Source organism: Lysinibacillus sp. ACHW1.5, from assembly GCF_022014815.1.
Lineage (GTDB): Bacteria > Bacillota > Bacilli > Bacillales_A > Planococcaceae > Lysinibacillus > Lysinibacillus capsici.
Genome location: NZ_CP091777.1, coordinates 3800451 through 3812588, shown reverse-complemented (window position 1 = coordinate 3812588; position 12138 = coordinate 3800451). Strand labels below are relative to the sequence as shown.

13 protein-coding genes are annotated in these 12138 nt (G+C 35.9%); 7 read left to right on the top strand and 6 right to left on the bottom strand.

The window, feature by feature from the left end; all coding sequences use genetic code 11:
- Positions 1 to 35: 35 nt before the first annotated feature.
- Positions 36 to 461, bottom strand: coding sequence for a disulfide formation protein C (locus tag L6W14_RS19140; protein WP_131521078.1), 426 nt, complete (start codon positions 459 to 461; stop codon positions 36 to 38).
- 188 nt (positions 462 to 649) lie between these two features.
- Between L6W14_RS19140 and L6W14_RS19135 the strand changes: the two genes are divergently transcribed.
- The gene (locus L6W14_RS19135; protein ID WP_054548662.1) at positions 650 to 1765 is read left to right on the top strand and encodes a GAF domain-containing sensor histidine kinase; all 1116 of its coding nucleotides are present in this window, start codon (positions 650 to 652) and stop codon (positions 1763 to 1765) included.
- Between the two features lie 12 nt (positions 1766 to 1777).
- On the top strand, positions 1778 to 2425 hold the full coding sequence (locus L6W14_RS19130; protein ID WP_004230823.1) for a response regulator: 648 nt from the start codon (positions 1778 to 1780) through the stop codon (positions 2423 to 2425).
- A 48-nt stretch (positions 2426 to 2473) separates the two neighbouring features.
- Here L6W14_RS19130 and L6W14_RS19125 read toward each other — a convergent pair whose 3' ends face one another.
- A complete protein-coding gene (locus L6W14_RS19125; protein WP_131521079.1) occupies positions 2474 to 3595 on the bottom strand; it encodes a response regulator in 1122 nt (373 codons plus the stop codon).
- Positions 3596 to 4150: 555 nt separating this feature from the next.
- On the opposite strand from L6W14_RS19125, the gene L6W14_RS19120 reads away from it, so the two are divergent.
- Positions 4151 to 5077 carry a helix-turn-helix transcriptional regulator gene (locus tag L6W14_RS19120; RefSeq protein ID WP_237898697.1) on the top strand — a complete coding sequence of 309 codons (927 nt, stop codon included), beginning with the start codon at positions 4151 to 4153 and terminating at the stop codon, positions 5075 to 5077.
- A gap of 65 nt (positions 5078 to 5142) precedes the next feature.
- Positions 5143 to 5880, top strand: a complete 738-nt coding sequence (locus L6W14_RS19115) for an effector binding domain-containing protein (protein WP_131521081.1) — start codon at positions 5143 to 5145, stop codon at positions 5878 to 5880.
- Between the two features lie 17 nt (positions 5881 to 5897).
- On the opposite strand, the gene L6W14_RS19110 is transcribed toward L6W14_RS19115, so the two are convergent.
- The 4 genes from L6W14_RS19110 to L6W14_RS19095 form a co-directional block, all read right to left on the bottom strand.
- The gene (locus L6W14_RS19110) at positions 5898 to 6800 is read right to left on the bottom strand and encodes a cation diffusion facilitator family transporter (protein ID WP_048391796.1); all 903 of its coding nucleotides are present in this window, start codon (positions 6798 to 6800) and stop codon (positions 5898 to 5900) included.
- A gap of 191 nt (positions 6801 to 6991) precedes the next feature.
- A complete protein-coding gene (locus L6W14_RS19105; RefSeq protein ID WP_004230815.1) occupies positions 6992 to 8311 on the bottom strand; it encodes a hemolysin family protein in 1320 nt (439 codons plus the stop codon).
- A 428-nt stretch (positions 8312 to 8739) separates the two neighbouring features.
- Positions 8740 to 9156: a hypothetical protein gene (locus L6W14_RS19100; RefSeq protein WP_131521082.1), complete on the bottom strand. Its 417-nt coding sequence runs from the start codon at positions 9154 to 9156 to the stop codon at positions 8740 to 8742.
- A 171-nt stretch (positions 9157 to 9327) separates the two neighbouring features.
- Positions 9328 to 9531 carry a YheE family protein gene (locus tag L6W14_RS19095; RefSeq protein ID WP_131521237.1) on the bottom strand — a complete coding sequence of 68 codons (204 nt, stop codon included), beginning with the start codon at positions 9529 to 9531 and terminating at the stop codon, positions 9328 to 9330.
- Between the two features lie 208 nt (positions 9532 to 9739).
- Here L6W14_RS19095 and L6W14_RS19090 point away from each other — a divergent pair, with 208 nt between their 5' ends.
- The 3 genes from L6W14_RS19090 (at position 9740) to L6W14_RS19080 (ending at position 12049) form a co-directional block, all read left to right on the top strand.
- The gene (locus L6W14_RS19090) at positions 9740 to 10882 is read left to right on the top strand and encodes a DUF445 domain-containing protein (RefSeq protein ID WP_131521083.1); all 1143 of its coding nucleotides are present in this window, start codon (positions 9740 to 9742) and stop codon (positions 10880 to 10882) included.
- Positions 10883 to 10897: 15 nt separating this feature from the next.
- A complete protein-coding gene (locus L6W14_RS19085; protein WP_004230811.1) occupies positions 10898 to 11245 on the top strand; it encodes a YlbF family regulator in 348 nt (115 codons plus the stop codon).
- A gap of 141 nt (positions 11246 to 11386) precedes the next feature.
- Complete coding sequence (locus tag L6W14_RS19080) at positions 11387 to 12049, top strand: ribonuclease H family protein (RefSeq protein WP_237898695.1); 663 nt, start codon at positions 11387 to 11389, stop codon at positions 12047 to 12049.
- The last annotated feature ends 89 nt before the right edge of the window (positions 12050 to 12138 follow it).

The window sequence follows — 12138 nt, the reverse complement described above, 5'->3', positions numbered from 1 at the left end:
AAACCGTATTCCAAAGGTAGAACACGGTCTTCCGATTATTTTGCAGCTTTAGAAGCTTTTATTAAATAAAAGCTTGCCCCTGCGATTAAAATAAATGCAGTTAATGCTAAAAACGGAATAGTAATAAAGCCTAACCAATTAATATATTGTCCTGTACAAGAAACTGCGCCACAGGAAGGAGCATTTTCAGCTAAATAGCTAAGCTTTTGAATTCCATAATGGTAAAGTGAAATACAGCCGCCAATCAAAGAAAATACAGCTGTTGTGACAGCAATACGCGCATTTTTTTGTATAAAGGCTACTGTCGTCATAATAACAATTGGGTACATAAAAATACGTTGAATCCAACATAATTTACAAGGTTCATAATGACGAATCTCAGAAAAATATAACGAACCTAGCGTTGCTATAGCAGAAACAATCCAAATAAATAATAAGCCATTTTCTTCTTTTTTAGACATATTCAATCTTCCCTTCATAAAACCATGTCCTTGTTCGATTATAGTGGTTCTAGTTTTATATGTAAATCAACTTACACAAAATAAGGTATGTGATGAATTTCAGTCTAAAGTATGAACGGTGGAAGCAGACGCTTTCAATAGCTTAATGGTATCATTAACAATAGTAATGCTAAAGAAGGGGTGTTTTCGTGAGAGAGAATGAGCATTCCAATATCAGTATTTTAAAAGAAATTGCTGAACTATTAAATGAAGAAACTGAAATTGTCACAATGCTAAAAGGTGCGCTCATCAAATTTTTAAATGGCACCAATTTTGAAACAGGCTGGATTTTTTTTATTGATGCAAAGGGGCGTTCAGAACTTGTTGTCCATGAAAATCTACCAGAGGCATTGGAATATAACAATTGCCATTATTTAAAAAAGGGCGGTTGTTGGTGTGTATCCCGTTATCGTAATGAAGAGCTAAAAAAAGCCTCCAATATTATTGAGTGTCAGCGTATTGAAAGTGCCATTGCCGCAAATGTTGGGGATCATGAAGGAATCACGCATCATGCGACAGTACCCCTTCAATCTGGACAAGAACGTTTTGGCGTATTAAATGTCGCATCTAAGGATACAGTGCGCTTTTCAGAGGAGGAGCTTGCTTTATTAGAATCAGTTGCCTTTCAGATGGGTTCAGCTATTAAGCGAATTTTACTGACAAAACAGGAGCAGGAAATGGCACTTGTGAAGGAACGTAATCGTCTAGCCCGCGATTTACACGATTCAGTCAATCAACTACTATTCTCGGTCACGTTAACAGCTAGGGCTGGTATTGAAATGACGGATGATTGCGAAGTGAAAGAAACATTTAAAGAGATTCAGCATTTAACACAAGACGCACTTACAGAGATGCGTGCGTTAATTTGGCAATTGCGACCTAAAGGATTGGAAAATGGTTTACTTGAGGCCATGAAAGTATACGCTGAAATGCTTGGCTTAAAACTACATGTTACAGTTTCAGGCGTATTGCAATTTCCCTCACGTATTGAAGAAACATTATTTCGCGTAGCCCAAGAGGCGTTAAATAATGTACGTCGCCATGCAGGTGTATTAGAGGCAGCATTGTATATTACTGTTACATCAACAGATATTTTGTTGGTTATTCGTGATGAGGGACGAGGCTTTGTCATTGACAACAATACAAAGTTGCTTTCGATGGGCTTACAATCTATCAAGGATCGTGCAAAATCAGTAGGTGGAACTGCCGACTGGGTAAGTGAAATTGGCAAAGGTACGGAGCTGCTAATCCGCTTGCCATATTAAGGGGGAGAGGACATGATACGTGTATTAATTGCAGACGATCATCACGTGGTGCGTAGAGGACTACTGTTTTTCTTAAAGACACAAAAGGATATTGAGGTTGTTGGAGAGGCAAAAAATGGGCACGAAGCGGTTGCATTAGCAGAAAGCATTCAACCAGATATTATCTTAATGGATTTAGTCATGCCTGAAATGGATGGCATTCAGGCGACTAAACGCATCAAAGCGAAATTTCCACAAATAGAAATTTTAATGCTTACTAGCTTTTCTGATCGAGACCATGTGGTGCCAGCAATGGAGGCTGGAGCGGCAGGCTATCAGTTAAAAGATATTGAGCCAGATGAATTGGTCTTATCCATTCGTCGTATTATGCGTGGTGAAAACACTTTACATCCTGAAGCAACGACAACGCTTGAAATGGATCGCCAGGAATCACAGAATGCACCCCATTTATTAAATCCGCTGACACCTCGTGAGCAGGATGTGCTAGCAGAGCTTACAAAAGGAAAGAGTAATCGGGAAATTGCATCTTCACTCTTTGTCACAGAAAAAACAGTGAAAACCCATATTTCAAATATTTTTACAAAGCTACAAGTACAAGACCGTACACAGGCAGCGCTGTATGCTGTTAAGCACGGGCTAACTGAAGGTAGTGGGATGTAAATAAACGGCGAGCTTCTACTCACATAGAAGCACTCGCCGTTTTTTACATTATTTATGTTGAACAAATAATTTTTTGGATATCTCTAATAATGTAGAGCTTGGTGTTAGTGCTAAATCTTCCACTAGTTTTTGCGTATATGTTTGGAAAATTTTGAGTGCCTGATCATGAAGCCCTGCCTGTATTAACGTATATAAATAGTGCTCAATTTTTTGTTCATTATAGGGATCATACTCTATTAATGCATGTAAAAATTCCATAGCTCTTTCAGTGTCTGAAAAGACTGTTGTTTGAAACCCTTTTTCTAATAGCTCTATGTATGATTTCATTAATTTATCTTTATAGGCAGTTGACCATTCATAATCATCAAAAACAAATAAGCCATTCTTATAAATAGAAAGACATTGATCAATCAAAGAAATAGAAGGAAATTCAAGTTTTGCAAAATCTTCATGAAGTTTTTGAAAATCGTATAAATCACATACGATATTTGGCTTTTCGAAGATATAGTATTTATTTGAAAAGACAATACAGTTTTCATAGCCAATTGTATTTAGAGTTTTCCTTAAATAAGATAGAGCTGTATGAAGATTTGATTTGGCTCTTACATAATCTAAATCTGGCCATAGAATTTCAATTAGATAATCTCGATGAATCGGTATATTTGGATGCAAAATAAAATAAGCAAACATTTCTTTTGTCTTTTCTGTTTTAAATGCCACTAAACTATTGTTACTATAGACGGCAAATTGATCGAAGCATTGTACATTTAATACAGTTTGTGTAGCTTGTTGAAGCATTTGCTGAATTGAGAATTCATGCTCAATACGGGCTACAGTTTTTTCTAAACGGGCATGACTGATAGGCTTTAATACATAGTCGAGACTGCCAATTTCATAGGCTTGTAATGCAAATTCATGATAGGAGGTAATGAAAATTACACTGACTTGTGGACGTTCCGTTTTGATAATATCAGCAACTTCAAGTCCTGATAATTCTTGAAGTTTTACTTCTAAAAAGATAGCTTCAAATTCCATAGTGGGTAGTTCATTCAGAAATACTTCTACGCTAGTAAAGGTTTGAATCACCTGTATTTGTTGAAAGGCATGTAGTTTATTTTGAAAATAGTGTAAAGCTAAAGGTTCATTGTCTATTAAAACGGCTCGAATCACATCAAACTCTCCTTTATACAATTAAATTAAAAACATTAAACTCTAGTTCATTTTGGGTGAAAAGGCTTCCTACTATATAGTGAAGGGCAAGAAAAGTGAAACTCACTCAACTTTTCTATTAAAAATTTGATGCTAGAAAAAGCAATTTATGTTGTAGTTCTTTCACGGGTGAGAGTCAATGAATCCCGATGTGTTTGTCACATCGCGTCAAATCCATTCAAAGAAAATATCGCCGTTCATTATATAGAAGATAGAAGTTTTTTATGTTGTGTTAAGAGAATTGAAATAATTGTTTAGGCGTTAAAATCAAACTATTCTTATACAAAAATGAAACAACATAGTATTGTTAATGAAAGTTGCATATGGGCATTAGCCTTGTTTTTTCTTTTATTGTTAAAATAGTATAATTGTTATAACAATAATTAGGCGTTATTATAGTACATTTGCCTTAAAAAATACTCAAAAAGTACTTAAAAAATACTTAAAAAGATAGTTTGTTAATTAAAATAGAAGTATATATAGGAATAATGGGATGGCAAGAAAGGAGATTTTACCATGAAATTAGAAAGACTTCTAACCATGACGATGATATTAATCAACCGTAAAAAGGTTAAGGCACAGGAATTAGCAGAGTTATTTAATGTTTCGATTCGTACCATCTATCGAGATATTGAAACACTGAGCTGTGCTGGTGTACCTGTTATTAGTCAGCAAGGTGTAAATGGTGGTATTAGTTTAATCGATGGGTATCGTGTTGATAAGCAAGTGTTGACGAAGGATGAGCTCACGTCACTTTCTATTGCGATTAAAAGTGCGTTGACTACCTATGAAGATTCCCACGCTGAAGCCGTGCTCGAGAAAATAACGAGTATTGCTGATGATCATGTAAAACAATCGATGGACCATCTGTTTGTTGATCTTAGTCCATGGGGACCAAACGCTCTCTTTAAAGAGCATATTACGACGCTCAAGACAGCTATAGAGAATAATCGTTGCATAAGCTTTCATTATTCTACTACTTATGGTGAACAAACAAGCCGAATAGTCGAACCACATACAATTGTTCAAAAAGGGAAGATATGGTATTTGTATGGCTATTGTACATTAAGAAAGGACTTTCGTTTATTTAAGCTTGCGAGAATGAAACATTTGCTTCAAGCTAATTCTACCTTTGATCGTAAGGAAGTGAATTTAAGTGAACTCCCTTGGGGTAAAGAATGGCATCGACCGCAAAACGTAGTCGATTTGGTCATTTCTTTTGATAAAGACATTACAACATTGGTGGAAGAATCCTTTGGTGCAGAACATATAGACCATGAACAATCTATGATTCATATATCTATACCTGAAGATGAATGGCTTTATGGTTTCTTGCTAAGCTTTGGCCATCACATTAAAATTATGGAACCACCTTATATAAGAGATATCATTCAAAAACGAGCTTTAGAAATTGTTCAATTATATAAAAATCTAGATAATTGATGACAGACAGTTGTCAGGTTTCCTTTGCTATAGTAAGTACAAATAAAGCGAAAGGTGGAATGACGATGCAAAGCTATTGTCAAAGCTGCGGTATGCCTTTAGTAGAAGAGGCATTATTGGGTACTGAAAAAGAAGGGGGAAAAAGTCAGGATTATTGTACATATTGTTACGAGGGGGGCGAGTTTAAACAACCCCAGTTAACAGTAGACGAAATGATTGAAATTTGTGTACCGCATCTTATGGAAGGTGGTATGCCAGAAAATGAAGCACGTAATATGCTGACTTCCTTTTTGCCAAATTTAAAGCGATGGAGAAAAAGTGAGTGGCGAGAACCAAAAGTAGTTGAATTAAATGCATTTAACATCGTGGGTATTTCAACTCAAACAAGTAATGCCAATGAAATAACAGAGCAAGCTAAAATTCCGCAATTATGGGATCACTTTTATCAGCAAAATATTACGGATCAAATAGCCGAGCGAAAAAATGGTCATGTCTATGGTTTGTATTCAGACTATGAGACGGATGTGAATGGTAATTATACTCTTACACTAGGAGTAGAGGTAGATAATGATGACATTCAAACTGATTTAGTAGTAAAAACGATTCCAGCAGCTAAGTATCTAGTTTTTACATCAGATAAAGGCGTGATGCCTGAAGTTGTCATTCAAACTTGGCAAGAGATTTGGACATGGTTTGCAAATTCTAAAGTTGAACGAACATATACAGGCGACTTTGAACTGTATGATGAACGATGTGCTAATCCACATGATTCACAAGTGGCTATTTATATAGCTATTAAATAAAAAAAGTCTCCTACCAATCAATTGGTAGGAGACTTTTCTTCGTTTTGTGGAGGAATGATATGTGGCTCAATATGCACAAGAACCTGACAAAAGCGATTTTCACGCATAATGGTATGTTCGATTTCTTCGGTTATACGATGACTTTCAAAGACATTTAAATAAGGGTCTACTGTGACAGTTACGTCGATAAAGTACATATTCCCATGGGCACGTCCTTTAAAGTCTAAAAGCTCCATTACCCCATCCACGTTACGGATTAAGACCGATAACGTTTCAACTTCATCAATATCAAAGGCATCTGTAAGACTTTGAACAGCTTCCCAAAAAATTTCTACTGCTGTTTTAATAATTAAAAGGGCAACAATGAGAGCTGTAAGTGAATCAATGATCGGAAAGCCGAAAATGGCTCCGAAAATACCAATGGCTGTACCGATGCTGACAAGTGCATCGGAGCGATTGTCAAAGGCAGCTGCTTTAACAGCGGCGCTTTTAATTTTTTTAGATAGTGCCAAATTATAGCGGTAAACCACATACATGACAACTGCACTACCTATTGCGACATAGGCAGTTAACAGTGAAGGTGTTGTTCCAGTGGGCTCCCACAAGCTTTTTAGGGAACTAACTAATACTTGGAGACCGACAACAAGCATAATGAACGATGCGACTAAAGAGGCAACCGTCTCAGCTCGTAAATGTCCGTATTGATGGTTGGAATCAGGTGGTCTTTGGGCAATGCGTAAACCAACCAGTACCGCGATGGAAGCAATGATATCAGTGGTGTTGTTTAAACCATCAGCTTTTAGAGCCTCAGATGTACCAATGTAGCCTATTGTAAGCTTAGCAGAGCTTAGGATAAGATATGTACCAATGGATAGCCATGCACCTTTTTCCCCTTGACGTAAATTTGTATAGAGCTCCATTTTGTTTCCTCCTCGCAAAACTTTCGAACATTAGAAAACGACCCCCTTTTAAAAAGGGAGTCGTTTCATCTATTTATTACAGTCGTTGCTCCCACCTATATAAGGTGTGAAGAAAAGACCATATTTATAGCCTAGATTATACAAGCGTGCTTCTAATAGTACCACGACAAGTATGGCAAATCAATTCAATTTTAGTCAATGACTGCGTCATATTCATTTGATAAATCACTGTTAGGTAATTTCAGAACTTCTAAGTATAAAATATGGTGACCATCTAATTCTTTTGCGATAAATTCAAAACCTTGCTCTTCAATACTGTCACCTTCGACCGCATCAAAACGCTTCGTCATGAACCAACCACCGATAGTATCAATATCATCATCTTCTATGTCAGTACCAAGCATATCATTTACATTTTCAAGAAGCATCTTAGCATCTAAAATAAAATGATTTTCTGCAATTTCTTGTACTTCCGGGATTTCGTCTTCATCAAATTCATCTTGAATATCGCCGACAATTTCCTCAATAATATCTTCAATCGTCACTAAACCAGATGTTCCGCCATATTCATCCATTAAAATGGCCATATGAATACGTTCACGTTGAATTTTTAGTAATAGATCGTTAATTTGCGTTGTTTCCATCACTCGAATAATAGGTTGCATATAATCAATGACTGGCTTATCACCATTTTTAGGATCTTTAATGTAAGCGGTTAATAAATGCTTCATGTTAACTAATCCAATAATATGATCTTTATCTCCATCCAGAATTGGATAACGAGTATATTGCTCAACACCCATTAAATCAAACACTTCTTTAATTGTTAGCTCTTTTTCTATGCCGACAATTTCAGTTCGAGGAACCATAATTTCTTTTGCAAGACGATCAGAGAACTCGAAAATACTGTTAACATATTCATATTCTGAGTTATTAATTTCTCCACCTTTTAAACTATCCGACAAAATCATACGCAGCTCTTCCTCTGTATGAGCCACTTCTGATTCTGACATCATTTTTAAGCCGAAAAGACCTGTTAAACCACGAGCAGAGCCATTTAATAGCTTAATGATGGGATACGTAATATTGTGGAAGATGATTAATGGACCAGAAAAATTTAATGTGACAAATTCTGCTTTTTGGATGGCTAATGTTTTTGGCGCCAATTCCCCAATAACAACATGCATAAACGTAACGATTGAGAATGCAAGTATGAATGAAAGGATAGATGTAATACTACCATTCAAATTTAGAAATTCAAACACTGGGTGTAAAATGATTTCAAATGTAGGTTCACCTAACCAACCTAAACCAAGTGCAGTGATGGTAATACCTAGCTGGCATGCAGATAAGTACTCATCTAAATCTGAAACAACACGTTTTGCATTTTTCGCTTTTTTATGCCCTTCCGCGAGCAATTGATCAATGCGGGTAGATCTCACTTTTACGATTGCAAATTCAGTTGCAACGAAAAATCCAGTCATTATAATTAGTAGGGCGAATGCCGCCAACCTAATGGTTATCTCCAATATGTCTCCGTCCAAATAATTCCTTTGTTCCCGCCCGAATGAGGGAAGTAAACAAAGTGTACACCTCCTATGATTTAAAAAATTGTTGGATGTTTCAATCATAAATTATTTAAAAGAAAAACACAAATATTGACAACAACTTTTTCACTTGTTTTTCATGGATCTTTTGTAAAAATGCAACTAGATTCAAATACCAAAAGATTGTAATTACCATGGCTATATGCTAACTTTAGAAAGATCAAAGATAGTTTGTTTAGGGAAAGAAGCATTTTGCATCTCATATAATACGACACGTCAAAAATCTCAAGAGTGCTTTAGCTTGCGGATTTTTTTAAATGAATTATTTTTTATAGAAAGGGGGGAGTCTCAATCATCATTTGAGACTCCCCCTTTCTAAATGTTTGACCTATTTATTCTTGCTGGAAGCGTAATTTTAAACACGCTTTTTCAACGTCATGAACCGTTTCCTTTAAAGGTATTTCACCTGTAAGCGGAGCGATAGATACAGGTGCTTTTTCCGTTATGCCTTGCTGTGTTAAAACATAGTTCTTATTATTATACGTTAAATAGAACGTTTTAATCGATTTCTTGCCGAAAGAGCTAGTAGAAGAATCAAAGAAGCCCTTTAGTTGACTGCAATACTCATTGTAAAAGTCGCTTTTATAGCCAGAAAGTTCCTCGAATTTCTTACTATTAACAGCACCCGCTTCATCCACTAATTCGAATATTTTAGCGGAAAATTCTGAAAAAAATTCTTTTACTTTTACACGAATTAACGCTTTTGAATTATAGCTATTTAAGTCATCCGAAAGTGTGACTTTACTCATTGAAATGGCCCCCTGCATAAAAAACATTTACTATTAAGCTGATATCATAAATGTATAAGAAAAATATACAAATTTCAACAGGATTCAACATAATTAGCTTAAATGGCGTGCTATTAATAGTAAATATAGGTATTTTTATACGGGATCACAACGAAAAATTGACTATCAAATTCAATCGTATACATGAAACAGCATAAGTTCATGTATCATTTTTTTAACAACCTCTTCGTCTGATGGAATGGCTCCTATCCACTCAATCGTACCGTCCTTTAAATATTCCCCTTGGTATCGTTCTCGTTGATAAAAAAACGAAATAGACCACCCAGGTAGTTGCGTGTTTTCAAATAGTGGTTTAAAACTGAAATGTTGAATCATCATCAAACCTCGCTTCTTATAGTATGTAGTCATATTATTCAAGTATAAAGGTATTTTTGCAACTATTCACTTTTCATAGAAGTAAATAGGATGAGATTGAAATTCTAAAGGGGTATTTCTTTCGTTGAAAATCATTGCTCTGCTATAATGAGTGCAGAAGGCGACAAAATACGCCAATCTTGAATACAATTGAAATGAGAGGATACTAATGGATAATTTTATAGTGACATTACTTTTTATGGCTATCATTGGGGCTGCAATTGGGGGCGTTACAAATCACTTAGCCATTAAAATGCTTTTTCGTCCATATAAAGCGATATATATTAAAAATTGGCGTGTACCGTTTACACCAGGCCTTATACCCAAACGACGTGATGAATTAGCTAAACAGCTGGGTCTTACAGTAGTTAATTATTTACTAACACCTGAAACATTTAGAAAAAAGTTTTTCTCTAAGGATATTCAAGACAAAGTAGAACACTTTGTGCAAACAAAAGTTGAAGAAACAATCTTTACAAACGACAAAACAATTCAGGATTGGCTAAACTTAGCTGGGTTTGCTCATCTACCTACTACCATTGAACAGAAGGTTGAAGCAATTGTTGAGGGACAATTTTCGTCAGTAAAGAATACACTATCAACAAAATCAATTCGTACGCTCCTATCAGATGATATCCAAAATACAATTGATGCTAAAATTCCAGTAGCAGTTCAGCACATTTTAGAAAAAGGCGAGGATTATTTTTTATCACCAGAAGGTGAAATGACGATTAAGGCAATGATTGATGACTTTTTATCATCAAAAGGGTCTCTAGGCGGCATGATCAATATGTTCTTAGGTGATTCCTCTTCATTAGTTGGGAAAGTTCAACGTGAGCTTGTGAAGTTTTTACAAGCACCAGGAACAACAACCTTACTAACAAAAATATTTTCGCAGGAATGGGAAAAACTTAAAGATCGACCAGCTATGGACTTTTTGCAAGATGTTCAATTTGACCCCATTTTATCGAAATTACAAGTGTACGTGAAAGAACAATTAGCAATCTCTGAACGTTTAAATCAACCGATTTCTTATTATTGGCCACAAGGAAATGACTGGGCGAAGTATACCGTGATTCCACAAGCTATAGAAAAAGCTTTTGTGAAGGCAGAGGAAAAACTTGAGGATGTACTAAAACGTTTAAACTTACAAGAGGTCGTGCGAGAGCAGGTTGACTCATTCCCAGTAGAGAAATTAGAGGAGCTTGTATTAGGTATTTCAAAACGTGAGTTTAAAATGATTACTGTATTAGGTGCAGTGCTTGGTGGATTGATTGGGATTGTGCAAGGCTTGATTGTTTACTTTATTTAAAAGGAGATTGTATGAATGATTAATATTTATAATGACATTAATGCGCTAGAAGCAACTTTCCGTAAGATTCCAGAATTTGAAGCGTTAAAAGCTGCTGTTGAAGTTGTTAAAAATGATGAAGAGGCATTAAATGTCTTTAAAAACTTCCGTAAAATCCAAATCGAATTACAGAAAAAGCAATTAGCTGGTGAGGATATTTTGGAAGATGAGCTTGTCTATGCACAAAAAGCGGCACAGCTTGCACAGCAAAATGAAAAAATTTCAACGATGCTTGAGGCAGAAATGAAGGTAAGTAAAGTAATCGAAGAAGTAAATCGCATTTTAATAAAACCTATCCAAGGTTTATATGAAGGAATTCAATAATAGGTGATAAGCGCAATTTAAAAAGGAATAATTTTTCTAGGAATTGCACATATAACAAGTGAGAGGAAAACGTGTATCCGCTATTGGTCGGTACACGTTTTTGCTTTATGTACCAGTTAAAGAGTATGGGAGGTTATGAATATGCATGTCATCATTGAATGGACCTATAAAACATCAAAAGGAGCAACAACAGTTTTACGTTCAGCTGAAATGCCTGCAGCTCAAGCATTTTTACTTGCAGAGGATATGGAAAGAACGGGAAGGGTAAAATCGCTACATTGTGTTGATCGGCAAGATACAAATTGGTCACTTAAAGAGCTAAAAGCATATTTAAAGGAAATTGATACAGAGCCTCATAATATTACGCTCTATTTTGATGGAGGTTTTGATCGTGGGACAAGGCAAGCAGGACTAGGCTGCGCCATTTATTACGAACAAAATGGTAAACCTTTACGATTGAGAAGGAATGCCTTTTCGTCTGAATTGAAATCAAATAACGAGGCAGAGTATGCAGCGCTTTATTTAGCCTTAGTAGAGCTAGAACTTTTAAATGTCCACCATTTGCCTGTACGTATTATAGGAGATTCACAAGTGGTCATCAACCAGCTGAATGGGGAATGGCCAGCATTGGAAAAAGAACTAGCAAGCTGGGCAGATAAAATTGATGCTAAGCTGGAGCAACTTCACATTCAAGCCGAATATCAGCTTGTTTCACGTAAGGATAATTCAGAAGCGGATCGCCTTGCTACTCAAGCTTTAAATGGCATCGATATTACTGGTTTGAGCGAGATTGTTAAAGAATAGGAATAAGAGGTGGCAGTAGATACTGCCACCTCTTTCTCATAAAATCCTCGGTTTGCACTGAAACTTTTTCCATTTTAAAACTACTACTA